We start from the raw sequence: 25,326 nt of genomic DNA, 5'->3' as shown, positions 1-25,326 counted from the left end.
CTGGCGGTGTGGCGCTTCTAGCGAACTGGTTGCTCCGAAAAATACGCGGTGTCAGGTGGCCCGGGCCCGGGGAGGCGCAGTAGGTGTCCAGCTTGAGACGCTGCACAAAAAAGCGGTGGTGACGCCAGCACGAGATGGCCCTTCACCCGTGGCTTTTTTCTTTTTGGGCCAGTGTGTCGATCTTGTCCAGCTTGAGGTAGCGGAATTGCCGGATGAGGCGCAGCGTCGGCTTAAGGGCGAAACAGGTGGATCCGATGAGGAAGCTCCATAGCGCCGGGGTCGTTGCTTCGGGAGAAAAGAACAGGACGCTTCCGATAATGAAAAGGCCCGCAGCGGAGAAATCGACCACAGTGTAGATGAACTCGATAGTGGCATACAACCGTTCGTGTGCCGAGGATCTCTGGCTACCCCGGGGGTCGAACAAGTGATCCATTTCCGTCCTCTTTCTGCTGCTATTTCGGCATCGGCTGGTGGGGGAAAACAGGGGCGAGTCCGCCATAAAACAACACAAGTCCCGGCAAACGCTGTCGAGGGAGCGGGGGCTAGTCTCTGCTGGTGTTCTTCGCGAGCAGGTCGGACTGGATGTTCTCAAGAGAACGGTCTTTCGTCTCGGGGACCTTCTTCAGGAAGAACAGGAACGCCAGGATGCCAAGGCCGGCATAGAGGTAGAACGTGCCCTGGCGGGTGATAATCTGTCCCAGGCTCAGGAACGTGGCGGCAACCAGGAAGTTGGCGCCCCAATTCACGAGAGTGGCCACGGACATGGCCTTGCTGCGGATCCCCGTAGGGTAAATCTCGGAGATCATCAACCAAAAGACCGGGCCCAGGCCAATCGCGAAAGAAGCGATGTAAAGCAGCAGACCCACCAGCGCAAGATAGCTTGCGTGCTGTTGGAGGGCGCCGGAGCTGAAGTAGACGGCAAGCAATACCAAGGACAGCGTAAGCCCCACTGTCCCGGTGAGCAGCAGTTTGCGGCGGCCCAGCCGGTCGATCAGAAGTACTGCGATTACAGTGAATATCAGGTTGGTCAGCCCGACGAACAGGGTCTGAGTGATGGAGGTGCTCTTGGTCAGGCCGGTGTCGGAGAGGATTGTCGGGGCGTAGTAGATAACCGTGTTGATACCCACGAACTGCTGGAAAACGGCCAAACCTAAACCGATCCACAGCAGCGGACGTATTTCGCGCCTAAGCAGGTCCCGGACCTTCGCGGCGGATTCAGCGTCGTTGGCCTCTTTTATGTCTTGGATTTCCTGTTCCACCTGCGCGCCCTTAACGCCCTCGCGCAAACGCTCCAGCACCTTGTGCGCCTCCCCGCTGCGGCCCTGCTGCACGAGCCAGCGAGGGGTGTGTGGGACGGTCAGCATACCGATGGCCAGGACCGCGCCGGGGATGACACCGAAGCCGAGCATCCAGCGCCAATTGTTAGTGAAGCCCTGGAACAGGAAGTTCACTATATAGGCCAGCAGGATTCCGGCGGTGACCGCGAGTTGGTTAAAGGACACCAGCCCGCCCCGGACGCGTGGCGGACTTACCTCGGAAATGTATAACGGGGCCACAAAGGAGGCTGTGCCAACTGATACCCCCAGCAGGAACCTGAAGCCGATCAGCATGGGAACGCTCATCGAAAGGGCACATCCCAAAGCGCCGACGACATAAATGGAACCGGAAATGACCTTCGTCCATTTCCGGCTGATTTTGTCCGCGAGATACCCCGAGATCAGGGCACCAAGCATCGCACCAAGCAACAGGGAGGACACGATCCATTCCTGGGCGGTCGCACTCGCATTCAGATCACTCTTGATGAACAGCAGCGCACCGGAAATTACGCCGGTGTCGTAACCGAACAGCAAACCACCTACCGCCGCGATAACCGAGGCACGCAACAGCAAGCCGTTGCCGCTCCGGCGCATCTCGCCTACAAACCCAGCCATCGCCAGCACCTCCCTGTAATCTTGTCTTTCCCTCTTGACGTCTGATCAATGGAAAGTGAGCATTGCTGGGGCGTTCCCGACGGGTAGGTCCGCCTGCAGTGCAGCGCATTTCCCGATTCTGACTCTTCCAGGTTCCTGCCGGGACGGTAACAGGAAACCCACATGTAATTGCCTACAACATACCATTGCGGTTGCGCAATGAAAAGGATGCTTCTGACCCTTTCGGCGATATTGGTGGTACCGGACCCTGTCTGACTGCTGAAGGTAAAAGAATCGCAAGAAGAGCTGCGACTGAACGCAGGAGATCGGAGTATTCCAGCAGCCAGGGTTTCGGGATATCTATTGCGGTCCAGCAACTATTGTCTCTATACTCGTTCGTATGGCTGACGCGTCAACCGACTTCCCCCCGCATGTCTTACGCGAGTATGCGATGGTTGCTGACGGTGCCCGGGCGGCGTTGATAGGTCCCCGCGGAGATGTGGTGTGGATGTGTGCCCCACGCTGGCATGATGATGCCACCTTCTCGGGCCTGCTGGGTGGGCCTGGGACTTTCGCTGTAAGTCCGACTGATTCCCGGTATGAGTGGGGCGGACAGTACGAGGACGGCACCCTGATTTGGGTGAGCAGGTGGGTAACCGGGACAGGGATTATAGAGTGCCGCGAAGCGCTGGCATATCCAGGTGATCCTGCCCGTGCCGTACTGCTCCGGCGGATTTCTGCTGCCCTGGGCCCCGCGTCCGTTCGGATGATTCTGGACGCACGGGCGAACTTCGGCAAGCACAAAATGACCAGACTTTCCTGTCAAGGCGGTGTCTGGACCGGGCGTTCGGGGAACCTGAGGGTACGTCTGGTAGGTGCGGCGGGGGCCAAGGCCGCGAACGACGGTCTTGAAGCTGTTTTTGACCTGGCGGAAGGCGAATACCACGATCTGGTGCTTGAAATCTCCGACCAGCAATTGCCCGGAGAGCCGGCGGAACCGGGCCCTACTTGGAGTGCCACAGAGAATGCCTGGCATTCGGTGGTCCCGCGGTTCGATAACACAATATCCGCCGATGACTGCCGGCAGTCATATGCTGTTCTCCGCGGAATGACAGGGGTGGGGGGAGCCATGGTGGCGGCGTCCACCATGGGCTTGCCGGAGCGGGCGGAGCAGAAGAGGAATTACGACTACCGCTATGCGTGGATCCGGGACCAGTGCTATGTCGGCCAGGCAGTCGCGGCCTGCAAGATGTTTCCGCTGCTGGACGACGCGGTGGGTTTTGTTGCCTCCAGACTGCTCGCGGACGGACCGGACATGCGGCCGGCTTACACCACCGAGGGCGGCCAGGTCCCGGATGAATGGGACGTTGGGCTGCCAGGATACCCCGGTGGCGCGGGCCGGGCCGGGAACTGGGTCAATAAGCAGTTTCAGTTGGACGCCTTCGGGGAGTCGCTGCTGCTGTTCGCCGCCGCCGCCGAGAACGACCGGCTGAACCTAGAGCACTGGAAGGCGGCAGAGATTTGCGCAGATGCCATTATGGGGCGGTGGCAGGAACCCGATGCGGGCATGTGGGAACTGGACAACCGCCGGTGGGCCCACTCCCGCCTCATTTGTGCTGCCGGTCTGCGGGCCATTGGGCGCAACGCCCCATCGCAACAGGGTGCGAAGTGGACCTCACAGGCTGACAGGTTGATCACGGACGTGGCCAGCGACTGCCTGCACCCCAGCGGGCGGTGGCAACGCGCACCGGATGATGACCGCGTGGACGCCTCCCTGCTTCTTCCGGTGATCCGTGGTGCCCTTCCGCCGGATGACCCCCGGTCCGTGGCCACCCTTAAAACAGTGCAGGACAACTTGGCCCGGGACAGGTACTTGTACCGCTTCCGCCAGGATGGACGGGCCCTGGCCAAGTCCGAGGGCGCTTTCCTGCTCTGTGGTTTTGACATGGCCATGGCCCTGCATCAGAGCGGAGAGACCACCGAAGCGATCCGCTGGTTCGAAAGAAACCGGGCCGCCTGTGGTTCCCCCGGCCTCTTCACGGAGGAGTACGACGTCGAGCAGCGCCAACTTCGTGGCAACTTCCCGCAGGCCTTTGTGCACGCGGCCATGCTCGAAACCTCGCGTCGGCTCGCGGATCCTCCGCCCCCGTGGCGAGGCCTGGGTTCCTGACCGCGATCACCACCAACCACATGTTCGGGGAAGTAACCAAGACACGACGAGGAGCATTGCATGAACACCTTTAAAGGCAAGACAGTGGTCGTTACGGGCGCGAGCGGCGGCATCGGTCGGGCTACGGCGATCGGCTTCGGTCAGCAAGGAGCCTCCATCGCTCTGCTGGCACGGGGAGAAGCAGGGCTGGCTGGTGCAGCAAAGGAAGTGGAGGCTGCTGGGGGACGGGCACTGACGATCACGGTGGACACCTCCGATCACGAGGCCCTCGACGCGGCAGCCACCGAAGTTGAGCGGGAACTCGGTCCAATCGACATCTGGGTTAACGTCGCTTTCACTTCCGTCTTCGCGCCCTTTATGGAGATTGAACCCGAGGAGTACAAGCGCGTCACCGAGGTCAGCTATCTCGGGTATGTCTACGGAACAATGATTGCTCTGGATCGGATGAAGAAGCGGGGGCAGGGCACTATTGTCCAGGTGGGCTCGGCACTTGCCTATCGGGGAATCCCGCTCCAGTCAGCCTACTGCGGTGCAAAGCACGCCATCCAGGGCTTCAATGAATCCCTTCGATGCGAACTGCTGCACGATCGAATCCCGATCAGGACAACGATGGTTCAGATGCCGGCTGTCAACACCCCACAGTTCAGCTGGGTGCTTTCCCGTCTGCCGAAAAAAGCCCAGCCGGTGCCGCCGATCTACCAGCCCGAAGTTGCAGCGCGAGGCGTCCTTTACGCCGCCGCCCACCCGCAGCGCCGGGAGTACTGGGTGGGAGGAAGCACCATGGGCACCCTCGTGGCCAATGCCGTCGCCCCCGGGCTGCTCGACAGGTACCTTGCCCGGACAGGATTCAAATCCCAGCAAATGCCGCAACCGCGCGACCCCGAACAGCCAGCCAACCTCTGGAAACCGGCCGACGAAAAGCGGGACTTCGGCACCCATGGCGCATTCGATGCCCGCTCAGCAGGCCGAAGCGTCCAATTGTGGGCATCCCATCACCACGGTGCCCTTCTCGCGGTGAGCGGAGCAGCGGCAGCGTGCTTGTTGACGTGCTTCCCTATGGTGCTGGGAAAGAGGCATCGGTGATGAGGGCGCTGGAGGCGTCCCGCGCTGTCTTTGGCGTATGCCAGGTGGTGTTCCCGGCGCCGATTTACCGTGTTGCGGTAGGCCAGCAACCGGATTCGCGTGTCCGGGCAGTGATGCGGATTCTGGGTGCCAGACACCTCATTCAAGCCGTAGCCGTCGGGGCAGTTCCGACCTCAACCGCCCTCCATCTGGGTGCCGGCGTGGTGGACTCACTGCATTCCGTCAGCATGATTGCCCTGGCCATCGCGGACCGGCGGCGCCGCAGGCCAGCCGCCCTGGACGCGGTGATCGCCGGGTTGTTCGCAGGCATGGAATTCGTGGTCGCCGGACGGCGCAAAAGAGGCTCTCCCGCCCCGGAGCGACGTTGGCGCGGATGATGCGGTGCTGATTGGGTCACGTGGGATCAGCACCAGGTTTGCGTTGTAGGGAAAGTTTTGTGGAATAAAGAGAGAAGCAGCGTGAGAACGGGGAGCGGCATGAAAACACCAGTTCCAACAAAGGCAACCATTCACGGGATAGACCGCATTATCCGGAATGTGGAAACCGGACGCTTTGAGCGTTCACTTTCCGGGCTCACTGCGGTCGGCGCCCTGGTTACGGCTGCGGAAATATATTTTGAACACGACAAGGCAAGCTTCGGCAACAAACTCATGTGGCTCCCGGTCGCCCTCGGTCCGGTGGGAGCGGCTGCCGGGATCGCCGGAATCTTTAGCAAGAGGATGGCCAAGACAGCGCTGCCCCTGGCGTCCGCGGCGATCGTCGCCAACGGCTTGCAGGGGACGTATCTGCACGCGCGGGGCATCGCCCAAAAGCCGGGAGGTTTCTCCAACCTGACCTACAACATGGAAATGGGACCACCGTTACTGGCACCGCTTCTGGTGACGCTGGTCGGCGGGATGGGTTTGCTTGCCGCAGTACTGAGGAGGGAAAAGTGACAGCACTCCCGCTTGACCCCAAGGACGGCGGCGGACGCTTTCCCGGCTTCGACGCACAACGACAGTCCCCGCATTGGGACCGGGTGACCCAGGGCGTGGTGCTGGCCCGCCTGGGACGGCCCACAGACCTGCGGTTTTTTACCGTAGCGGAGGAGGCGGCCGCCAGGGCGCTCTTTGATCAGCTGCTTGACCAGCGCCACGAGCCCCGGGTTCCAGTGGTGAACATGGTCGATGCCCGGCTGGCGGAGGAACAGACTGACGGCTGGCATTACGAAGACATGGAACCGGACCCGGCTGCCTGGCGCAGCACCCTGGCCGAGCTGGACGCCGAGGCCCGTGAACGCCAGAAAAGGCCATTCGTCGAGCTTTCCTGGGAAGAACAAACGCTGCTCCTGACCGACATCCAGGCAGCGGAAACGTGGCGGGGCCGACAGGCGTCGCGGGTCTGGAGCTTGTGGACGCGGTACGCATGCACGGCCTTCTACTCGCACCCCCTGGCCTGGGATGAGATAGGTTTCGCCGGGCCCGCCTATCCCCGGGGATACAAGAATCTCGGTCTCAACGCCCGCGAACCTTTCGAGGTGGCGGACGCGCGCCCGGCCCAGGATCCTGCAGCACATACGGCCAAGTCCCGAACAGGAAGGCAACGCTGATGGCTTCGGTAAAAGATCGCAACGCCTCTGCGTGGTTGCTGCCTCCCGTGCCTGGAACAAATCATGCCATGCGTACCGACATGGCCCAGTTTCGCGACGAGGAAGAGGTCGACGTAGCGATCGTCGGCTGTGGTGCGGGCGGCTCGACCCTGCTGCAGCGCTTGGCCCGAGCAGGTTGGAAGGCTGTGGCCTTGGACGCGGGCCCGTTTTGGGACCCGGAACGCGACTGGGTGAGCGACGAGGCAGGGTCGCACCATCTGTACTGGACCGAACCCCGCATCATTTCCGGGGACGATCCGGTACCGCTCGGTTCGAATAACTCCGGGAGGGGAGTGGGCGGCTCCATGGTGCACTACGCCGGCTACACGCCCAGGTTCCATCCCAGCGACTTTCATACCTACAGCACGGATGGCGTGGGCGCCGACTGGCCGCTGGAGTATGGGGACCTCAAGTCCTACTACGAAGACATCGAGGGAGAACTGCCCGTAGCAGGGGAACACTGGCCGTGGGGCGACCCACACTCATATCCCCACAGCCCGCACCCCGTATCGGGAAACGGCGAATTGTTCCTGCGGGGTGCCCTCGCGTCCGGCATTACGGCCAAAGTTGGACCGGTTGCCATCTCCAATGGCCGCTTCGGCAACCGGCCGCACTGCATTTACCGCGGGTTCTGCCTTCAGGGCTGCAAGGTCAACGCAAAAGCCTCCCCTCTGATCACCCATATCCCCGACGCCCTGCACCACGGGGCGGAAGTTCGGGCCGACTCGATGGTCACCAGGATTGAAATAGACGACACAACGGGCAAGGCCACCGGGGTGCATTACGTCCGGCACGGACGGGCCCGCTTCCAACGTGCCCGGATCGTCGCCGTCGCCGGATATTCCATCGAGACCCCACGCCTGCTGCTCAACTCCGCCTGCAAACGATTCCCGGAGGGGCTATGCAATGACTTCGACCAGGTGGGGCGATACCTGATGGTCCAGGGGGCACCCCAGACGGCGGGTAGGTTCGAGTCAGAGGTACGGATGTGGAAGGCCCCACCGCCGGAAGTCAGCTCCGAGGACTTCTACGAAACCGACCCATCCAAACCGTACAAGCGCGGATTCTCCATACAGACGGTCTCGCCGCTGCCCATCACCTGGGCAGAACACGTCGCTGCCCAGGGTCATTGGGGAGGGAAACTGCGTGAATACATGAGCGACTACGTACACTGGGCCTGCCTGGGAGCCCTGTGCGAGTTCTTGCCCCAGACCGACAACCGAGTAACACTCGCGTCGGAAAAGGACAGGAATTCAATGCCAGTGGCGCATTTCCACTACTCCCAATGTGACAATGACCGCCAACTGATGCAGGCCGCCCAGGAAGCCATGGAGAAGATCCTGCAGGCTGCAGGCGCCCAGGAAGTCATCACCATTAGACGTTTTGCCCACCTTGTGGGCGGAGCGCGAATGGCCGCCGACGAACAGCACGGCGTTGTCGACGCAGATTGCCGCAGCTTCGCCGTACCCAACCTCTACATCACGGACGGAAGCGTATTGCCGACCCAGGGAAGTGCCAACCCAGCACTAACCATCATGGCCGTCGCAGCCCGCGCCGCGAACCGGTTGATCGCAGGCGGTGCCAGCAAAACCACCTAACCCGCACGGCCCGCACGTCCAGCCCCCGGCTTATGAGCCCAGCCACCGCTCGCAAAATGAACAAACAACGGCAAAAGAGACCCGAACGTCCGATGCTTCCTCCTTTGCAGAGTTGCCAAGGAGCTGCGGGGAAGCCTCCGGCTCCAGTAGTTGGTGCTAACGGCGGCATGGTGGAGCCAAAGCAGAATTTCAGGAAACCTCTCAAACAAGAAAGGCTGACCATGGCCGCCACGCGAACTACATCCGATCCGGTCCTCATCGGTCTGGACGTCGGCACGTACACAATTCCCACCGACAGCCCGGAGGCAGACGGCACTTTCGCCTGGGATTCCACCACGGTTGTTGTGGTCCGCGCCCGGGCCGGCGACTGCGAAGGGATCGGCTGGACGTATGCACCTGCCTCCTGCTCGAAGCTGATCACAGAACTGCTCGAACCGGCTGTTTCCGGTCGGGTTGCCTGGGACACCACAGGCGCTGCCCTTTCGATGCTGGGGGCCGTTCGCAATGCCGGCCGGAGCGGGCTCGCCGGCTACGGCATCTCCGCGGTGGACTGTGCCTTATGGGATCTGAAGGCACGCTTGCTTGGCCTTCCCTTATACCGCCTCCTGGGAGCGGCGCGCGACACGGTCAACATTTATGGCAGCGGCGGGTTCACCACCTACTCGCGCCAGCAACTGGAGGACCAGCTCGGCGGCTGGGCCCACGGCCAGCAGATCCCTCGGGTGAAAATAAAGATCGGTCAGGACAACGGAAATGACATCCCACGGGATTTGCGGCGCATTCACGAGGCACGCACCATCATCGGGGACGGTGCAGAACTGTTCGTCGACGCCAATGGCGCCTACACGGCAAAACAAGCGATAAGGGTTTTCGAAGCGGCTCAGGAATCTCGGCTCGCGTGGTTTGAAGAGCCCGTGTCCTCGGATCACCTGCTCGGACTGCGGACCGTCAAAGAGGCAATAACTGCCGACGTCGCCGCGGGGGAATACGGTACCGACTTGTTTTACTTCCAGCGGTTATGTCAAGCCGAGGCCGTGGACTGCGTCCAGCTGGACGTCTCACGCTGCGGCGGCATCACCCAGTGGCTGCGGATAGCCGCTGCGGTGGCAGCATATGGACTTCAGGTGTCCGGGCACTGTGCGCCGAACCTGAGCGCTGCCGTCGCAGCCGCGACAGGAAACTTTCGTCATCTGGAGTGGTTCCACGACCACGTCCGGATCGAAGGGATGTTCTTTGACGGGACCTTGGACCCCAGCGGCGGCACGATCGCACCTGATGCAGACTCCCCAGGCAACGGTCTGACCTTTCGCACCGCGGCCGTCGAAAAGTACCGGGTGGGTTAGACAAACGTGGCAGACACCTGCCCAAACCCCAGGTCCCCACTCAGCCGCGCCATCGTCGAGGGTTATCAGGGGAGGATTATGAGCCTGGCAGCGCCTCCCGGTGTGGCCGATCAGATCCAGGCGTCCGCCATCGGAAAGGTAACCACAAATCGCCGTCATACGATTGGTCGGGTTGTTTGATGCGGTGTTGTTTGACCTGAACACCAAAGCAACCCCCGGGGAAGGGCCAAGCTCCTCCGTCCAGCCAGCAGGCCTTCAAAGAACTGCCGGAGTCGGTTCAGCTCCCTCGTTCCCTTCTCGCTGCCTGATCCTCCTCCCGAGAGGGCGTGAATTGCACTCAGGTCACCGGCCAAAACCGACGGCCGGTGACCTGAGTGCCCGCATCTTATCTTCTAGGCGTGCTTTTCCGTTCGTATCGTTCGCCCTTGTTCCTCCCGCAACCGGCCGTGCACCGGCCGGTCGCCGCCGCGCCGCAGAGTCAGCATCACCAGGCCCGCAGCCAGCAAACATGCCGCCAGGAAGACCGACGTCGCGAGGAAGCTGCCATGTGTCACGTCTTGCAGGTACCCGCCAACGTAGGGTCCGACGAATCCACCGAGGTTGCCCACCGCGTTGATCAGCCCCATGGCGGTTCCGGCGACGGCTACGGGCATCGCGCGGGACGCGGAGGCCCAGAAGGGGCCGTCGTAGGCCAGGGCGCCGGCGACGGCGATGCTGATGAGGGTGACTGCGAGGAACGGAAGATTGTCCCCGGTTGCCACCGAGATGACGAGGGCAACAGCACCGACGGCCATGGACAGCAGCACGTGGGTGGAGTAACGGCCGGAGCGGTCGGCTGCCTTGGCGTTGTACCAGAGGCCGAACATAGCCAGCACGTACGGGATCGCCGTGACGAAGCCGACCTCGATGGAGGATCCGGAGGTGATCGTCTTGATCACATGGGGCAGCCAGATGTTGATTCCGTAGAAGCCGATCTGGATGAGGAAGTACACCAGGGTCAGGCGCCACACCACTGCGTTGGACAGGACATGGCGCAGGCCCAGCTTTTCCTGCTGGGGATGGGCCGCGGCGTCAGCAGCCAGTCCCTTCTCGATGTACTCACGCTCCTGCACCGAGCACCACTTCGCTTCACGCGGGTGGTCGGCGATCAGGGCCCACCACAGCGGTGCCGCGACCACGAACGGGAAAAGACCTTCGATGATAAACAGCCACCGCCAGTCTGAGAACGACAGGATCCACCCGGAAAGGGGCGCGGTGATGATGGACGCAATGGCGATGTTCATCATCCAGAACGCGTAGGCCCGGGCGCGTTCAGCGGCGGGGAACCAGTGGCTGATCAGGACAAGGATCGCCGGCCAGATCCCGGCTTCGGCGACGCCGAGGAAGAATCGCACCACGAGCAGTTGGGTGAAATCCTGGATGAATCCGGAAAGGACAGCCAGCACACCCCAGATGAGCACCATAATGCCGACGAATTTCTTCGCGCTCCAGTGTTCGGCCAGATGGCCACCGGGGATTTGCAGGACGAGGTAGCCGATGAAGAAGATACCGGCAGCCAGTCCCTGTTGGGCGGCATCAATGCCCAGGTCCTGGTGGAGTCCGTTGAGGGCGAACCCGATATTGGTTCTGTCCATGAACGAAATGATGTAGACGATGATTGCGACGGGAATCAGCCGCTTCCACCGGGCATTACCCACGGCAGGGGCGGACGTCACGTTGCGTGCCATCAGAGTTGCTCCTTCGCAATATGGCCGATGGGACCGCGCCCCAGCACGCTGTTGCTCTCCCGCGGACCCCGGCGGTCCGCTTTCCGCTACCTGGGCGGAACGAGCAGGACTTTTACATGTTGGGCCGCCAACAATGGAACGCACCCCTCAGCCGGCTGAGGAGGAGGCTTCATGATGCAACCCTGCTCTTATTTTCACGCAATTGTTGCTTTACCGCAAGCAGCGGTTCGCGCTAATCAACTGGTACAGCCTTATTGACGCTTCCGCAGGTCATCCACAGTGGTCCGACTAGATCAGTTTTCCAATTCCCGGCTTCCGTTGGTGCTCTCGTTAGTGTTCGTTCTCGTCGTGGTCCTGGCCGATGTGGAGTGTTCCTTTGACGCGTTCAATTCCTTCGGTAAGGAGCGCCTTGGCCGAGTCGCGCACCACGTCCACCCCGTCCGGATCTTTCTTGAGTAGCGCCTCCGCAGTGTGCTTTGCGAACTCAAGGGTGATGTGCGGCGGAAGGGGCGGTACGTTTTTGCTCGTGTAGGCATCGATGACGGTGACCCCCTGGTGCGCGAATGCCGTGTCCCAAGCGCCCGCGACCTCGTCGTCGGTCTTGACCCGGATTCCGCTGAAGCCGAGCAATTCCGCCCACCCAGCGTAGTCAACTGACTGAACGTCCTGGGAGGTGGACCATACAGGGTTAGCGTCCTCGGTGCGCATCTCCCAGGACACTTGTGTGAGGTCGTTATTGTGCAGGACCATGATGATCAGTTGCGGGTTCTCCCATTCCTGCAGGTATTTTTTGATGGTTATCAGTTCGTTCATGCCAAGCATCTGGAAGGCGCCGTCGCCGATGGTGCAGATAACTGACCGGTCGGAGTAGGCGAACTTGGCTGCGGTGGCGTACGGCATGGCGGCGAGCATGCTGGCGAGCCGCCCGGAAAGATCACCGAGCATGCCGCGGCGGAGCCTGATGTGGTGGCCGTACCAGTCTGCCGTTGAACCGGCGTCCGCGGTGACGATGGCGCCCGCGGGCAGGCGCTTGTTCAATTCGTGATAGACGCGCCGGGGGTTGACGCCGTCTTGGTAGGACAGCATGGCCTGCGCTTCCATCTCCCTTTCCCATTCCAGCATCTCCTCGGCGACGGTCTTCTGCCAGGAGAGGTCGGTTTTCGAGTTCAGATGCGGGATAAGCGCGGTGAGGGTTGCTCTCACGTCTCCCCACAGGTTGAGTTCGGTGGGGTAGCGCAGCCCCATCTGCTCGGGTTTGAGATCGATCTGAATCGCCCGCGCCTGCCCGCTCTTGGGCAGGAATTGGCTGTAGGGGTAGTTGGTGCCGAGAAGTACGAGAGTGTCGCAGCCGCTCATTTGATGCGCGCTTGGCAGGGAACCCAGGAGACCGAGCTGTTGGGAATGGTGCGGCACGTCGGAGGGGATCACCTGTTTCGCGCGTAAGGCCGTAATCAGGCCCGCTCCGCAGAGTTCTGCGGCCCTAAGAACCTCATCCGTGGCCCCGTTCGCCCCATGGCCGACGATGAACGTGACTTTACTGCCCGCGTTGATGATTGCTGCTGCCTTCTCGATCTCACTTTGCGGGGGGACGATTGAGATGGACGGCGCAACAGCGCTGGAGCGAGATACCCAGTTCTGGGGGGCAAGCTCGGGCATCTTCATTCCCTGCACGTCGTGGGGAAAGATGATCACGGCAGGTCCCAGCCGAACTTTGGCGGTACGGAACGCGGTGTCAACCACGGCCTGGGCCTGCTCAGGGGAGACGATCGTCTGGACATAGACGGCGACATCGGCAAGGGTGCGTTCGAGGTTGCTCTCCTGCTGGGTGAAGGTGCCCAGCGCGTTGAGCCCCTGCTGGCCCACGATTGCCACGACCGGCTGATTGTCCATCTGCGCGTCATAGAGTCCGTTGAGCATGTGGAAAGCACCCGGGCTGGACGTGGCAACGCAGACGCCAACTTCACCGGTGAACTTCGCGTGGGCCGTGGCCATCAGCGAACAGATCTCCTCATGTGTGGGGCGCACATACTTCAGGCCCGCTGCAGCGCGTTGGGCTTTCTCCAAAGCACCGTCGAACTCGCCGATCCCGTCGCCGGGAAAAGCGAAGATGCGGCTGACCCCCCAATCCCTCACGCGCTGGACTACAAAATCGCTGACAGTTGCCATGGTTCTTCCTCCTGCTTTTTTGGTGTTGACCGAATGATGATCGTGACCAGTTCGGGCCTAACTGAGGACCACCGGTTCGCGCACCGTGGCGTTTGTTCAGCTGCCGCTCCGGACAGCGGCTGCCGCGAGGATAAAGCCCGTGAGAACAGAAGCGGCGCACAGGATCCAGAGCGCGCCTATCTGTCCGCTTTTCTGCCGAATGACCCCAGCGGTGGAAGCCACACCGGCCCGTATCAGTGCGGTGCCGGCGCTGACCACGGCAACTATCCAGCACAGCCACTGGAGGAAGGCCGTTGAACCTTGATCCATGATTTTCCCTTTCCGAAGGGGTGCCGGCCGGACGCTGGCCTTAGGTCCTTGTCACTACGCTACCATTGCGATAACGCAAATGAAATGTTTTCGGACCGTCCCCTTACCGAGGACACTCGAGCATTCGCTTATTCCTCTTCCAGGCCCCAGGTCTCAGTCCGCCCCCGATCTTCTGGAGCCTGATTCTTTGGGGCTACCTTGCCCCGTCATCCAGTGCCTGCTTACCCCGTGGCACCGTCCTGTAGGTCAGTTCCGGTGAGGGCAGACCGAATTCTCGTTTAAGGGCGGATTGGGCGGCGTACCACCCGCATAGGCCATGGACCGAGGGCCCCGGTGGCGTTGAGGATGAACACAGATAGACACCTTTTGCCGGCGTCCGCCAGGGGTCGGATGAAATAACCGGCCGTTTGAGTAGTTGACGGGCGGACAGTGCGCCTGCGGAGAAGTCGCCTCCAACGTAGTTCGGGTTGTACTGGCTGTATTGGTGGGCTGTGATGGAGTGCGTACCCAGGATGACGTCCCGGAAGCCCGGTGCGAATTGTTCGACCCGCCGGATGATCGATTCGGTCGAGTCCACGCCCGAGCCCGCAGGGACGTGAGTGTAGGTCCACAGGATGTGGTTCCCGGAGGGGGCACGGCCGCTGTCCAGGGTTGATGGTTGGCACACAAGGATAAAAGGTTGTCGGGGATACCCTCCGGACGCTACCTCCGCCTCCGCCCGTGACATCTCTGCCCTGGTTCCGCCCAAGTGCACGGTGGGGGCTGCGCCAAGGGCAGGGTTTGCCCACGGTACGGGCTCTGAGAGTGCGAAATCGACCTTGCTGACCCCGTTTCCGTACCGGAACGAGGCAAGTTTGCGAAGGTAGCTTGTGGGGAGCTCGGCTCCGGCGACTTGGGCAAGCCCCGCTGCTGAGAGGTCCACAAGGATGGCCCTGGGCCGGAAACCGTCGCGGACTTCAGCCAAGTCGGTGATCGGTGAGCCGAGGACTATCTCACCGCCATGGTTCAGCAGGTCCTCTGCCATGGCGTTGGCGATCGATTGGGATCCGCCGACGGGGAGCGGCCAGCCGCCGGCATGGGCGAGCGCGCCCAACAACATCGCCGTGCCGCTGGTCGCAAGCCCGGGCAGTGACCCGATGCAATGGGCGCCGACGCCAGTGATCATGGCTGGGGCGATGTCTCCTTTGAAGCGTGCGTTCCACCAGGGCCCTCCCTGTTCCAACGTCCGGGCCGCGTAGAGGAGCGATCCGAGGGGGTCGCGGGGGATACGCAGCAGTTGGTGCATGGTGAGATCAGTAATCCCGTCGACCCGTTCAACGAGGGGTTGGAACAGCCGGAGGTACCGTTCCCCGTCAGGGCCCAGGTCCTCAGCGGTTCGGGCAAGGCTGTGGTGTGCGATCCCGGCTGTGGCTGCGTCCACTGCATGGGCGTAGGAGATTTCGGGCACACGGAGCTCAATGCGCTTGTCAAGTTCAAAGGCCCGGAAGAAAGGGCTGGCAAGGGCCATGGGGTGGACGGCTGAACACACGTCGTGGCGGAACCCGGGCAACGTCAGCTCTGCCGTCCGGGCTCCGCCCCCGACCGTCTGTGCTCCCTCAATCATCCGCACCTTCAGCCCGGCCCGCGCCAAGGTTACGGCAGCAGCGAGCCCGTTGGGTCCCGCCCCCACAACTACAGCGTCAGCCTTCACGTGGCGCTTCCTCTGACGGGTTCCTCGTGCCCGTCGGGCCGGCCGCGGTCGCCGTCTTTGGGGCTCGGCAGAGGCGTGTCGCTCTGCCTGGCACGCCCCTGGTGGAGTTGCAGGGCGCAGTGGATGAGGGGGAAGTGGCTGAATGCCTGTGGGGTGTTGCCCAGTTGCCGCTGGTTCTTGGGGTCCCATTCCTCGCTGAGCAGGCCCACGTCGTTGCGGAGGCTGAGGAGGCGCTCGAAAAGTTCCTCGGCCTCGGGGCGGCGGTTGATCCCCAGCAGGGCGTCGACCAGCCAGAAGGAGCAGGCGAGGAAGACGCCTTCCGTTCCGGGCAGGCCATCATTGCTCGCCTGTGGGCGGTAGCGGAGCACGAAGCCGTCTTCGGTGAGGTGCTGCTGGATGGCGTCGACGGTGCCGACGACGCGGGGATGGTCGTGGGGCAGGAAACCGACGCGGGGAATCAGCAGGAGGCTCGCGTCCAGCTCTTTACTTCCGTAAGACTGGACAAAGGTGTTGCACTCGGTGTCGAAGCCGTGCGTCATGACATCTTTATGGATGGTGTCGCGAAGTGCGGCCCAGCGGGCCTCGGGACCTGGGGGGCCGTATTTGTGGATTCCTTTGACCATGCGGTCTGCGGCGACCCAGGCCATGACTTTTGAGTGGGTGTTCTGGCGGCGGGGGCCGCGCATCTCCCAGAGCCCGTTGTCTGGTTTGTCCCATGCCCCTTCGAGGTATTCCATGAGGGCCACCTGGATGTCCCAGGAATCATCAACAGTATCCGGAAAGGCCGAACGGGTCAGGGAGAGACCATCCAGGACCTCACCCCATACATCCAGTTGCAGCTGGGGAGCGGCAGCGTTTCCTATCCGGACAGGTTTGGAGTTCTCGAATCCTGACAGCCAAGGTAGTTCCGTCTCGGGGAGCCGGCGGGTGCCGTCGATACCGTACATGATTTGCAGGTCGGCAGGGTCCCCGGCGACGGCACGCAGCAGCCATTCCCGCCAGGCGGCTGCTTCTTCTGTGTAGCCGCCCGCGAGCAGTGACTGCAGCGTTAGGGTCGCGTCGCGAAGCCAGCAGAACCGGTAATCCCAGTTCCTGGATCCACCCGGGTCCTCTGGCAGGGAAGTGGTTGGGGCGGCGACGATGCCACCCGTTGGAGCGTAAATGAGCCCTTTGAGGGTGATCAACGAACGTTCTACGGCGTCCTTGTACTTTCCTTCCATCCTGCTCCGGCTGAGCCAGTCCTGCCAGAAGTCCTCCGTTACTCGGAGTGCCCTGTCGGGGTCTGTTTGGCGCGGGGCTGGTTTGCTGCTGGGAACCCAGGTCAGCACGAAGGGCACCGTTTCGCCGGCCCGGACCGTGAATTCACTGATCGTGCGCATGTCCCGGCCTTCGAGTGGGGCTTCGGTGGTGAGGTAGGCGGCGTCGGGGCCGGCGACAGCGCTGAGCCCGTGGTCTTTGCGCCGCACCCACGGGACGATGTGGCCGTAATCGAAGCGGATACATAGTTCCCCGTACATCTGTACGGTGCCGCTGAGCCCTTCGACGATCCGTACCAGGTCGGCGGCGTCGTCGCGGATCGGCATGAAGTCTGTGACCCTGACTCTTCCGTCGGCTGATTCCCATTCGGTTTCCAGGATGAGTGTGCCGGGGCGGTACCGCCGGCGGGTGCACTTCTGGGCCCCGGCAGGTGCCAGGAGCCAGCGCCCCGCTGCAGTGGTATCCAGCAAGGCGGCGAAGCAGGCGGGGGAGTCGAAATTTGGCAGGCACATCCAGTCGATTGACCCGCTGGTGCTGATCAGTGCGGCTGTGTGCAGGTCACCGATGAGTGCGTAATCACTGATTTCAGGCATTGTTATCCTTCCGGCCCGCACCGTCGAGTGTTTGGAGCGGCAGCGCTGGGGTGTGTTTTGGGCCCCCGGACAGCCCGGATGGCCATAAGCACCGCCATTACCGCCCCGACAGCCGCCAGGACCATGCGGGTCCCTCTTGCTGTCCGGGAGATGGTGACCGGGTGGATGTGCCCGGATCTGCCGGGGTGGGTGATCTCGTTGGCCGGTACATCCCATGCGGCCGGGGAGGGGAAGGTGCCGGCCGGTAGTTTCTCCTGCCGCAGCCGGCGTCGGATGGCAAGCCTGCGACGCACGTCTGTGCTTGGGGCGGGCAGGGTACTGTCGGCCGCAAGAGCCGCGGGGAGGTCGATAATGTAGGGCTCGCCGTAGAACGCCGAGGAAGCCACGGACTCGAGCCAAGTGCCCGGCGGTGTTTGAACGCCGTGGTCTGCGAAGGCAGACCGCAGCCTTTGCAGGATCTCTTGCAGGCTTTTGCCCTGGGCGTCCTTGGTGACGCCGAAGATAGCGAGCTGGAGCTGCAGTTTTGCGTCCACGCCTGGGTCTGTGGCGCTGGGGTCCTGGCCCGTGGGGTCAGGGTTCAGTGGCTCAGGGTTGGCGCGGCCGGCCTTGTCTGGATTGGAGGTCATGGGTTTCCTTTCAGTCGTGGTTCAGCCGCCTACCTGATCGACGGTGAAGGCGGCCAGGAATCCGACGGCCGCGATGAGGCCGGTGAGCAGGTGGTGTTCTTCGAAGGCTTCGGGGATCATCGTGTCGGCGAGCATGGCCAGGATCGCCCCGGCGGCCACGGCGGTGATGAAGGCGACAACTTCCGCCGGTGCGTCCTGCAGGACCAGGAAGCCAACCAAGGCTGCGAGACCGGAAATGACAGCAATTCCCACCCACACCCCAAACACATATTTGGCGCTCCGGCCGGCCTTTTTCATGCCCGCGGTGCTGGAGAGGCCTTCCGGGACGTTGGAGATAAAGACGGCCGCCAGCATGGCGGGGCTGACTGCACCGGCGGTCACCAAACCCACGCCCAGAACGACCGATTCCGGGATACCGTCCAGGAGGGCCCCGATCGCGATAGCCGTCCCGCTGCCCGGCTTTTGTTGCTCGGAGGGCTGTTTCCCGCCTGACCGCTTCCGGTGCTTGGCCCCTTTGCGGGCCAGCAGGGCGTTCGCGGCTACGTAGAGCACAGCGCCGGTGGCGAAGCCGCCGACCGTCGGCCACAGGCCCCCGCCGTTGACAGCTTGTTCCACGAGTTCAAAGGCGAGGGCCGAGATCAAGACGCCCGCGCCAAAGGACATCACCGATGACACGACCTTGGACGGGATCTTCCACTTCCACGCCAGGCCGCACCCCACGACTAGCGCGCCGCCGGCGATGGTGCCCCACATCCATGCCAGCAACCATGCGGGCATCACAGTATCCCCACCAGGAGGCAAGGTGCCGGTTCGGTTCGCAGGATTTTCACAGGATGAATCCTTTCCATTGTTGTCAACGTGTAGCGGGTCCGATATGTATGGACCTCACAGGAAGCTCTATTCTTGGCTGTGCGGCGGCAGGCTTGCACCACCCCCGCCGCTGCTCAAAAAGGGGTCGGGGCCGGAGGCCGCACCTCCCTTTGCTGGCTCTGATGGCTCGGGGAAGATCCTCACGGAGGTCAGTGCCGAACGGGACCGCTCAAACCGGCCGGCCAGCACCTTCCCGGTGAACGGGCCGATCCCATCGACGGTTCCGGCCAAGGCGCCCTTTACCCGTTGTGTTCCCACAATTTCTCCTTATCCGGGATTTCCCGTACTGCGGCTCTGTAATCTTCAAATTTTGCGGGAAAGCAACTACCGGAGGAAACTGGTACTCATGGATACAGCTGGTGGATCTGAATTAGTCCCGGAACCTTCGAGCCGGGAAGTTGAAGCGGTAATGCGGGCCGCGGATACCCTTTTGCGCGTCGTATCCCGCTCAGTGGCAGAGGTCGAGGACGTGGTGAACACCCCGCAATTGCGGGTCCTGGTCCTCATCCACACGCGGGGACCGCAAAATCTGGGCGGCGTGGCCGCGGAACTGGGCGTGCATGCCTCCAACGCCACTCGCATCTGCGACCGGCTCGTCGCTGCTGACCTGCTTGAGCGGCGCGAAGACCCCGCCGACCGGCGATACATCCGCCTCGAACTGACCGCAAAAGGAAAAGCTCTGGTGAACTCCGTGCTCGAGCACCGGCGGCAAGCCATCGCGGAGGTTATCTTGAGGATGCCATCGGGTCGCCGCCCGGCACTGGCTGCGGCACTTGAGGCTTTCGCGGCCGCCGCCGGTGTCCAAGGCACCACTGACGGCCGCTTTACCCTGGGAGCCAACACATGAAATGACGAAGTCCCGGTGCCGCAAGCCATGTCTTCATTGAACCCCAATGATTGCGTTTAAGCAATAGTTGGCGAACGGCTCATGGCAGTGCCAATACCGCTGCGAGGACCTAGCGGGCCGGTCAGAGCGGCGTGATCCCCCACTCGCCGGTGTGGGATTGCCCGGGCTCAAGGGTGATCAGGCCCTCGCCCGAGTTAAAAGCGTCCGGGGCGCACGTCATTGGTTCAACCCCCAGCCCGCTCCGATGCCTGCCGGGCTGGGGGAGCGTGTCCCCGGTGAAGATTTCCAGGTACGGATAGGAACCGTCCACCCACAGCTCAACTCCTCCGGAGTTATCCGGGCGCAGGAGTTTCACCCGGGCCCGCCCCTCAGTGTCACGGACCAGGTCCGTGTAGGCGACGTCGATGTGCCGCCCGCCAAGTTGTTGGAGTTCCCGCAGGTCGTACGCGGTGCCCTCAACCCGCTCCCGGCCGGTGGGTATGCCACGCCCGTCCACGGGCAGGAAAGTGCGACCTGGCACCTGGACCAACGCGGCATTGATGGCCCCTGGAGTGCTGACTCCGGTGCTGAGGTAAGGATGCGCCCCTGTCCCGTAGGGGCACCGTGACGCACTTCGGTTCATCGCCGTGGTCCGCACGGTCAGACCTCCCGGGCCCAGGTGGTACTCCACAAGGCAGTCAAGGATCCAGGGCCAGCCCTGGCAGGAGTGGAGCGTGTAGGTAAAGGAGATGGAGTCCTCAGTGTGCTCCACCGCCGGGGTCCCCCAGTTCCGCCAACGCGTGAGCCCGTGGATGGCCCCGCCCTTGTCCGGCTCGCTCAGGTCGAGCTGCAGCCGCTGGCCCTCCCACTCGTAACTGCCGCCCTGGATGCGGTTGGGCCAGGGAATCAGGGACTGGCCACGCGCGCCCGTGCACATCTCATCAGGCCCATAACCGTCCAGCAGGGGCCATCCGTCCAGCAGGTAATCCCGGAGGGCGCCCCCGACTTCGGTCACTAGGGCCCTTTGCCGTTCAAAGGAAATTTCATATTGACGTCCCGAGGGGAGGCAATGGCCGGTCCCGGCGTCCCACTGCGCCCCCTCACTCATGGCTTAGGCTTTCGTCGGTGCCGCGGGTGACATCGAGGACGACTTTGACATCGTCGGTCTGGCGTTTGAAGGCCTCAGCAAAGCTATCCAGCGGGAGCCGGCGATTGATGAGGCTGCGCAGCCATACCCCGTCCGCTTTGGCCAGTGCTTGAGCGGCGGCGTCGTAGTGGCGGCGGTTTGCGTTGACGCTGCCGAAGATCACGCCGTTCATGAGTACCTCCTCGCGGTTGAGTGCACCCACGTCGACAGGTGTTTGCTTACCTGTTCCGGAAACGCCGGTCAGGCAAGTGATGGCGTCCTGGGCGCGGCATTTGAGGGCGTCCAGGACCACGGGGGTGACGCCGGTGCATTCGACCAGGATGTTGGGCTTGATGCCTGACTGCGGCAGGGGTTCGCTGTGGTAGGTGGCGCCCAAATCATGGACAAGGTCCGGCTTGGGGCCGTCCGTGACGATGTCGAACACGTGGACGTCCAGGCCTTGCTGGACTCCCAGCAGCGCGGCCAGCAGGCCAACGGGGCCCGCCCCGGTCACGACGGCGGTGTGGGGGTCAAAAAATGCGCGCTGTCCGATCCGGTTGATCTGCTCCCATGCTTTGGCCACGATGGTGGTGGGCTCCAGCAGAACGCCCACATCCGCCAGGCCGGGGTCCAGTTTTACCATCGCGTGGGCGTCCGCCCGCCAGCGTTCCCTTGCGAAGCCATCCACGCCCTTGATTCCGTGTTCGGTGTACTTGCCGTTCAGACACATGTCCCATTCCCCGGCGGTGCAGGCTTTGCAGGGCTCAGGGTCGGGTCTGCGAACAATACCCACTACGAGGTCGCCGGCGGCCACGCCGCAGCCCGGGGGAGCATCCAGCACCCGGCCCAGATTTTCGTGCCCCAGCACCAGATAATCCTGCCCAGGGGGCGCCTTACCGTATTCCGCGGCGATGATTTCGCTGTCGGTTCCACACAGGCCCACCGCCAGGGCCTCCACCAGCACCTCACCCTCCCCACTGGCCGGCTCCGGCACATCGCGCAGTTTGACTGAATCTTTTTTTCCGGGAGTAACTGTCAACGCACGCATAACTTCTCCTCCTCAGATTAAAACCGTTCCTTGTCAAGCTTCCCGCACTAGTTGCGTTTGCGCAACAGTCGGCGATATTGCAACAGTCTGCGATATGAAGGGGCCAGGATGGGGCATCGGCAGTAAATCGGCTGGCAAACGTGACAGACCAGGTTGCGGCAGCCCGCTCTCTTTCCTGCACTACGCCCCTTCGTGAAGCGGTCCAGAAGGCCGCTACGATGACGATCGTGAGGGCGACGCCGGCCGTCTGTGATGTCCTCAGTTCCTCAATGGGGCCGCGAATCACGTTGACCGTGGAGCGGGGCGCAATGCTGGGCAGCATATCGAGAAGCGCAGCGGTGGTCCCACCTGCCTGACCAACCGGCGTAGCGATTCTTGCCGTGGTTTTCGTTGCGATGCTGGCGGCCCTGCTCGTATCCACGAGCCCCATCGCCGAGGCCGTGGGCCCTCTGCTGGGACTTGGCGGCCTGTTCCTGACCGTGTGGAGTATTGCTAGATGGCCAGTCATTATCTTACCGGTAGTCGTCAGCGTCGCGGTTCTTTACTAAGTCACCCCCAAGCTGCGCCAGCCCCGGTTCCGCTGGTTGAGCCCACGGACGTTTATCGCGCTGGTGGGCCCTTCGTGCTGGCATCTGTGGGTTTCGGTGCCTACAGGCAACTTCGGCAATCACAACAAGACTTATGGCACCATCGGAGGCGTAGTCATCATGCTGCTGTGGCTGTGGATTCTGAATGTTTCTATGCTTTTCTGAGCCGAGTTCGATGCCGAGACAGAGCGGGGCAGGGAATTCCACGGCGGCTTCACAGCCGAAGTAACTGTTCAGCTGCCGCCAAGGGACACAAAGAAGAGCGACAAACTGCACCGGCAGGAGGAAGAAGAGATCCGGCGCGGACGCGAGCTCCGGGAAAAACACAGCCTACGTCAGGGACCTGCTGCAGAAGAAAGGTCTTAAGCGGGCCTGCCTCCCCAAGGGCTTCAGTTGGGGCAGTCGGAGTTCCGGGCAGGCTTTGCGGGCGCGATGCACCTTCACCGGTTGCCACCGGCCGACTGAATTTTCCTGGCCGTAGCGTTTCCCGGTCCCTGATATCGTGTGTCACTCGGCGAGGCTCCCTGTACCATCGGACCCTCGGGGCGCGCCCCCGGAGGCGTTCCGGCAGGAGGAAGCGGGGGATCAGGTCCCCGGGAGAGATCACTCTGTGTGTTCAGGACCTGACCGCTCACCGCGGCTAACATCCAGCAGGATCACGACTGCGAGGAGAACGATGGAGAGGGAAGCGGAGGCCACCGTGTCGGTGAACCAGTGGTAGCCGAGGTAGACACGGCTTGCTGCTTCCACTGTGATGCCGAGCGCAGCGGTACCGAAGGCAGCGATCAGGGCAGTTCTGCGGGAGGATCGCGAAAAGAGCAGGTAAGCCCCGACGAGCAGAAAGTTCGAGGCGCCAACGACATGTCCGGAGGGAAAAGAGGATGTCGCGTCTGCGCCAAGCATCATTATTTCGGCAGGGGGCCTCGAACGTCCGACCACGTGAGCGATGACCTCCGTTAGGACCACCCCGGTGATCATCGTCCCGGCCAGCAGTATTGGGCGCCACAGGCGACGGGTCACCAAAGCCCACGCAACGACGGCCACCAAAATGATCACGGGAAGCGCCGCGGGCCCGAAAACGAAGGCGAATCCGGCCATAACCACCGTGGCTGTATCCGTCCGATGATCGACGAACCAGTCGGTCAGGGGTCCGTCGATGGTTGCAAGCCCGCTGCTGTTCAGCACGTCGCCAAGGGTCAGTACAAACGAGGACATGCCTGCCAGGACCAGGCACAGTGATACGGCATGAAGAACCAGGAACCGGCCGGTGGCGACCCTGTAGCCGCCGCCTAAGCGGAAATGCTTCTGCCTGTTCTGCTCGACCCGCGCACGACCGCTGTTCATTGGACGGAGCCGCCAAGCTGCTGGGGTGGCAGGCCCACGCCCCTCAAGGTCACATGGTTGTGGTCAGGGGCTGGCAGGACCGTCACTGCTTCATCCCTCGCATTCAATGCAGTAGACGTGTCCGTCTTTCTCCTTGGCCACCTGGGAACGGTGGTGGACCAGAAAGCAGGAGGAGCATACGAACTCATCCTTCTTTCGGGGCACAACTTCTACGATGAGCTCCTCGGCGATGAAGTCGCCGGGCAGGTCGACGCCGTCGATGCTGTCGGCCTCCTCGAGTTCCCTCACGACGCTGTGTGCGTCGGGGGTGTTTTCTGTCCGGAGCGCCTCCAGGGAACTTTCCTGGGACTCTTTTACCTCAGGGCGGACTTCGTCGTAATCGCTGGCCATGGCGGGTACTCATTTCTCCTCGTTCTTGTTCGCCTGATTGACGTGCCGCTCTACTTTGCCCGGAGGCTCTTCGGATTGTGCTTCGATGTGCTTGCGCTGACGCTCGATTTCGTCTTCGCCCTGGTCTTCAGCTTCGTAGAGTTTGGAGCTGGTGACGCGAAGCTCGTGCATTATGGCGTCAAGTTTGAGGTGCAACGCGGCGGAGTCCCGGTTCTGCGTGTTCTGGATGATGAACACCATCAAAAACGTCACGATCGTCGTGCCAGTGTTGATCACCAGCTGCCAGGTATTGGAGAAACCCAGCAGCGGCCCGGTGCAGGCCCACAGCACCAGAACGGCGACGGCCGCGGCGAAGATCCAGGCGTGGCCCAGAACTTTTGCCGTCCTGGAGGTGAATCTGGTGAAGAAGCCGGCCCCTTCGCCACTGCTTTGATCGGTAGTCATGGTCCGATCCTTGTATGACGCGCACCGCTGACCAGTGCGTCTGCCTGCTCGTGGCCCACCGCCTGCCCCGTAATGCCGGCGCGGTGCTCTCTGTCTAGGTGCAGACGGCCTCTGAGGGTCCCTGATCGAAGTTCCCCCGCGGCGAAAGCCAGGGCGATGGCCGCATTGGCGACCGCGGCGTGCCGCCGTCGCCGGTCCACCGCGGCCTGGCCCAACATCGTCAAGGCATGAAGGGCATCGACCGCGGCACTGATCCAGTGCAGGGGAGCGCCGCCACCGAAGATGGTAGTGGCGGTGGCCTGTACTAGGTGCCGTGCCCCTAGAACACGGATGAACGTGCGGGCGTGGGCATCGGGGCCGCGGGCGATCAGGGAGCATTCCGCCGCTCCCGGAGCCAGGAGCTCCGCGCTGCCAAATCCTGCTCTGACCACTTCCAAAGGTCTCACGGGGCATCCTTTCGACTCAGGGCCGCCGCGGCCCTGCCGGTCCCCCCGGTGGCTCCCGTTACGAGGACAACCCTGCCTGCTGTTTCCATCTGTAACTCTCCTTTCGCTTTATGCGGAAGAGATAGGAAGCGTATCGCAATAGTTAC

At 62.5% G+C, this 25,326-nt stretch carries 23 protein-coding genes and 1 pseudogene; 10 read left to right on the top strand and 14 right to left on the bottom strand.

The window, feature by feature from the left end; all coding sequences use genetic code 11:
• Window positions 1–142: 142 nt before the first annotated feature.
• Both QRM96_RS12285 and QRM96_RS12280 read right to left on the bottom strand, forming a co-directional pair.
• Window positions 143–433, bottom strand: coding sequence for a YrhK family protein (locus QRM96_RS12285; protein WP_285247663.1), 291 nt, complete (start codon window positions 431–433; stop codon window positions 143–145).
• Between the two features lie 109 nt (window positions 434–542).
• On the bottom strand, window positions 543–1,931 hold the full coding sequence (locus QRM96_RS12280; protein ID WP_285247664.1) for a sugar porter family MFS transporter: 1,389 nt from the start codon (window positions 1,929–1,931) through the stop codon (window positions 543–545).
• Between the two features lie 379 nt (window positions 1,932–2,310).
• On the opposite strand from QRM96_RS12280, the pseudogene QRM96_RS21030 reads away from it, so the two are divergent.
• From QRM96_RS21030 to QRM96_RS12245, 8 genes and pseudogenes are all read left to right on the top strand, one after another.
• Window positions 2,311–2,709, top strand: a pseudogene (locus tag QRM96_RS21030) (trehalase-like domain-containing protein); the annotation flags it as partial.
• 309 nt (window positions 2,710–3,018) lie between these two features.
• On the top strand, window positions 3,019–4,080 hold the full coding sequence (locus tag QRM96_RS12275) for a glycoside hydrolase family 15 protein (RefSeq protein ID WP_285247665.1): 1,062 nt from the start codon (window positions 3,019–3,021) through the stop codon (window positions 4,078–4,080).
• Between the two features lie 60 nt (window positions 4,081–4,140).
• A complete protein-coding gene (locus tag QRM96_RS12270) occupies window positions 4,141–5,163 on the top strand; it encodes an SDR family oxidoreductase (RefSeq protein WP_285247666.1) in 1,023 nt (340 codons plus the stop codon).
• Window positions 5,163–5,540, top strand: a complete 378-nt coding sequence (locus QRM96_RS12265; RefSeq protein WP_285247667.1) for a hypothetical protein — start codon at window positions 5,163–5,165, stop codon at window positions 5,538–5,540. Before QRM96_RS12270 ends, QRM96_RS12265 begins: the two co-directional genes overlap by 1 nt.
• A 99-nt stretch (window positions 5,541–5,639) precedes the next feature.
• On the top strand, window positions 5,640–6,098 hold the full coding sequence (locus QRM96_RS12260) for a hypothetical protein (protein WP_285247668.1): 459 nt from the start codon (window positions 5,640–5,642) through the stop codon (window positions 6,096–6,098).
• Window positions 6,095–6,751, top strand: coding sequence for a gluconate 2-dehydrogenase subunit 3 family protein (locus tag QRM96_RS12255; RefSeq protein ID WP_285247669.1), 657 nt, complete (start codon window positions 6,095–6,097; stop codon window positions 6,749–6,751). The genes QRM96_RS12260 and QRM96_RS12255 overlap by 4 nt, the downstream gene beginning before the upstream one ends.
• 68 nt (window positions 6,752–6,819) lie before the next feature.
• Window positions 6,820–8,388, top strand: a complete 1,569-nt coding sequence (locus QRM96_RS12250; RefSeq protein WP_285319846.1) for a GMC family oxidoreductase — start codon at window positions 6,820–6,822, stop codon at window positions 8,386–8,388.
• A 221-nt stretch (window positions 8,389–8,609) separates the two neighbouring features.
• Window positions 8,610–9,731, top strand: a complete 1,122-nt coding sequence (locus QRM96_RS12245) for an enolase C-terminal domain-like protein (protein ID WP_285247671.1) — start codon at window positions 8,610–8,612, stop codon at window positions 9,729–9,731.
• Between the two features lie 392 nt (window positions 9,732–10,123).
• Here the strand turns inward: QRM96_RS12245 and QRM96_RS12240 are convergent, their stop codons facing one another.
• The 6 genes from QRM96_RS12240 to QRM96_RS12215 all read right to left on the bottom strand — a co-directional run bounded on the left by QRM96_RS12240 (window position 10,124) and on the right by QRM96_RS12215 (window position 18,876).
• Window positions 10,124–11,458 carry an MFS transporter gene (locus QRM96_RS12240; RefSeq protein ID WP_285247672.1) on the bottom strand — a complete coding sequence of 445 codons (1,335 nt, stop codon included), beginning with the start codon at window positions 11,456–11,458 and terminating at the stop codon, window positions 10,124–10,126.
• Between the two features lie 330 nt (window positions 11,459–11,788).
• Complete coding sequence (locus QRM96_RS12235; RefSeq protein WP_285247673.1) at window positions 11,789–13,624, bottom strand: thiamine pyrophosphate-requiring protein; 1,836 nt, start codon at window positions 13,622–13,624, stop codon at window positions 11,789–11,791.
• A gap of 502 nt (window positions 13,625–14,126) precedes the next feature.
• Window positions 14,127–15,623 (bottom strand): phytoene desaturase family protein, encoded by a 1,497-nt coding sequence (locus tag QRM96_RS12230; protein WP_285247674.1) that lies wholly within the window; start codon window positions 15,621–15,623, stop codon window positions 14,127–14,129.
• Window positions 15,620–17,473, bottom strand: coding sequence for a glycoside hydrolase family 15 protein (locus QRM96_RS12225; RefSeq protein WP_285247675.1), 1,854 nt, complete (start codon window positions 17,471–17,473; stop codon window positions 15,620–15,622). Before QRM96_RS12225 ends, QRM96_RS12230 begins: the two co-directional genes overlap by 4 nt.
• 2 nt (window positions 17,474–17,475) lie before the next feature.
• Window positions 17,476–18,099, bottom strand: a complete 624-nt coding sequence (locus QRM96_RS12220) for a hypothetical protein (RefSeq protein ID WP_285247676.1) — start codon at window positions 18,097–18,099, stop codon at window positions 17,476–17,478.
• A 21-nt stretch (window positions 18,100–18,120) separates the two neighbouring features.
• On the bottom strand, window positions 18,121–18,876 hold the full coding sequence (locus tag QRM96_RS12215; RefSeq protein WP_285247677.1) for a ZIP family metal transporter: 756 nt from the start codon (window positions 18,874–18,876) through the stop codon (window positions 18,121–18,123).
• A 502-nt stretch (window positions 18,877–19,378) separates the two neighbouring features.
• Between QRM96_RS12215 and QRM96_RS12210 the strand changes: the two genes are divergently transcribed.
• The gene (locus QRM96_RS12210) at window positions 19,379–19,816 is read left to right on the top strand and encodes a MarR family transcriptional regulator (RefSeq protein WP_285247678.1); all 438 of its coding nucleotides are present in this window, start codon (window positions 19,379–19,381) and stop codon (window positions 19,814–19,816) included.
• 121 nt (window positions 19,817–19,937) lie between these two features.
• Here the strand turns inward: QRM96_RS12210 and QRM96_RS12205 are convergent, their stop codons facing one another.
• Window positions 19,938–20,903: an aldose 1-epimerase family protein gene (locus QRM96_RS12205; protein ID WP_285247679.1), complete on the bottom strand. Its 966-nt coding sequence runs from the start codon at window positions 20,901–20,903 to the stop codon at window positions 19,938–19,940.
• On the bottom strand, window positions 20,896–21,969 hold the full coding sequence (locus QRM96_RS12200; RefSeq protein WP_285247680.1) for a glucose 1-dehydrogenase: 1,074 nt from the start codon (window positions 21,967–21,969) through the stop codon (window positions 20,896–20,898). Before QRM96_RS12200 ends, QRM96_RS12205 begins: the two co-directional genes overlap by 8 nt.
• Before the next feature lie 560 nt (window positions 21,970–22,529).
• Here QRM96_RS12200 and QRM96_RS21025 point away from each other — a divergent pair.
• Entirely contained in the window at window positions 22,530–22,721 is a 192-nt protein-coding gene (locus QRM96_RS21025; RefSeq protein ID WP_350224070.1) for a YhjD/YihY/BrkB family envelope integrity protein, read from the top strand.
• Window positions 22,722–23,159: 438 nt separating this feature from the next.
• On the opposite strand, the gene QRM96_RS12195 is transcribed toward QRM96_RS21025, so the two are convergent.
• From QRM96_RS12195 to QRM96_RS12180, 4 genes are all read right to left on the bottom strand, one after another.
• Window positions 23,160–23,771, bottom strand: a complete 612-nt coding sequence (locus QRM96_RS12195) for a phosphatase PAP2 family protein (protein WP_285319845.1) — start codon at window positions 23,769–23,771, stop codon at window positions 23,160–23,162.
• A gap of 219 nt (window positions 23,772–23,990) precedes the next feature.
• The gene (locus QRM96_RS12190; protein ID WP_285247683.1) at window positions 23,991–24,290 is read right to left on the bottom strand and encodes a DUF4193 domain-containing protein; all 300 of its coding nucleotides are present in this window, start codon (window positions 24,288–24,290) and stop codon (window positions 23,991–23,993) included.
• A gap of 9 nt (window positions 24,291–24,299) precedes the next feature.
• Window positions 24,300–24,734: a low affinity iron permease family protein gene (locus QRM96_RS12185; RefSeq protein ID WP_285247684.1), complete on the bottom strand. Its 435-nt coding sequence runs from the start codon at window positions 24,732–24,734 to the stop codon at window positions 24,300–24,302.
• Window positions 24,731–25,180, bottom strand: coding sequence for a hypothetical protein (locus QRM96_RS12180; protein WP_285247685.1), 450 nt, complete (start codon window positions 25,178–25,180; stop codon window positions 24,731–24,733). The genes QRM96_RS12185 and QRM96_RS12180 overlap by 4 nt, the downstream gene beginning before the upstream one ends.
• Between the last annotated feature and the right edge of the window lie 146 nt (window positions 25,181–25,326).

Origin of the sequence: Pseudarthrobacter sp. lyk4-40-TYG-27 (assembly GCF_030209295.1) — a bacterium.
Classification (GTDB): domain Bacteria; phylum Actinomycetota; class Actinomycetes; order Actinomycetales; family Micrococcaceae; genus Arthrobacter.
This window is presented reverse-complemented; position numbering and strand designations above follow the sequence as displayed.

What these genes read in the sequence shown, in the direction of transcription:
- QRM96_RS12285 (WP_285247663.1), bottom strand. Translation starts at nt 433, where the DNA reads ATGGATCACTTGTTCGACCCCCGGGGTAGCCAGAGATCCTCGGCACAC.
- QRM96_RS12280 (WP_285247664.1), bottom strand. Translation starts at nt 1,931, where the DNA reads ATGGCTGGGTTTGTAGGCGAGATGCGCCGGAGCGGCAACGGCTTGCTG.
- QRM96_RS12275 (WP_285247665.1), top strand. Translation starts at nt 3,019, where the DNA reads ATGACAGGGGTGGGGGGAGCCATGGTGGCGGCGTCCACCATGGGCTTG.
- QRM96_RS12270 (WP_285247666.1), top strand. Translation starts at nt 4,141, where the DNA reads ATGAACACCTTTAAAGGCAAGACAGTGGTCGTTACGGGCGCGAGCGGC.
- QRM96_RS12265 (WP_285247667.1), top strand. Translation starts at nt 5,163, where the DNA reads ATGAGGGCGCTGGAGGCGTCCCGCGCTGTCTTTGGCGTATGCCAGGTG.
- QRM96_RS12260 (WP_285247668.1), top strand. Translation starts at nt 5,640, where the DNA reads ATGAAAACACCAGTTCCAACAAAGGCAACCATTCACGGGATAGACCGC.
- QRM96_RS12250 (WP_285319846.1), top strand. Translation starts at nt 6,820, where the DNA reads ATGCGTACCGACATGGCCCAGTTTCGCGACGAGGAAGAGGTCGACGTA.
- QRM96_RS12245 (WP_285247671.1), top strand. Translation starts at nt 8,610, where the DNA reads ATGGCCGCCACGCGAACTACATCCGATCCGGTCCTCATCGGTCTGGAC.
- QRM96_RS12240 (WP_285247672.1), bottom strand. Translation starts at nt 11,458, where the DNA reads ATGGCACGCAACGTGACGTCCGCCCCTGCCGTGGGTAATGCCCGGTGG.
- QRM96_RS12235 (WP_285247673.1), bottom strand. Translation starts at nt 13,624, where the DNA reads ATGGCAACTGTCAGCGATTTTGTAGTCCAGCGCGTGAGGGATTGGGGG.
- QRM96_RS12225 (WP_285247675.1), bottom strand. Translation starts at nt 17,473, where the DNA reads ATGCCTGAAATCAGTGATTACGCACTCATCGGTGACCTGCACACAGCC.
- QRM96_RS12220 (WP_285247676.1), bottom strand. Translation starts at nt 18,099, where the DNA reads ATGACCTCCAATCCAGACAAGGCCGGCCGCGCCAACCCTGAGCCACTG.
- QRM96_RS12215 (WP_285247677.1), bottom strand. Translation starts at nt 18,876, where the DNA reads ATGCCCGCATGGTTGCTGGCATGGATGTGGGGCACCATCGCCGGCGGC.
- QRM96_RS12210 (WP_285247678.1), top strand. Translation starts at nt 19,379, where the DNA reads ATGCGGGCCGCGGATACCCTTTTGCGCGTCGTATCCCGCTCAGTGGCA.
- QRM96_RS12205 (WP_285247679.1), bottom strand. Translation starts at nt 20,903, where the DNA reads ATGAGTGAGGGGGCGCAGTGGGACGCCGGGACCGGCCATTGCCTCCCC.
- QRM96_RS12200 (WP_285247680.1), bottom strand. Translation starts at nt 21,969, where the DNA reads ATGCGTGCGTTGACAGTTACTCCCGGAAAAAAAGATTCAGTCAAACTG.
- QRM96_RS12195 (WP_285319845.1), bottom strand. Translation starts at nt 23,771, where the DNA reads ATGTCCTCGTTTGTACTGACCCTTGGCGACGTGCTGAACAGCAGCGGG.
- QRM96_RS12190 (WP_285247683.1), bottom strand. Translation starts at nt 24,290, where the DNA reads ATGGCCAGCGATTACGACGAAGTCCGCCCTGAGGTAAAAGAGTCCCAG.
- QRM96_RS12185 (WP_285247684.1), bottom strand. Translation starts at nt 24,734, where the DNA reads ATGACTACCGATCAAAGCAGTGGCGAAGGGGCCGGCTTCTTCACCAGA.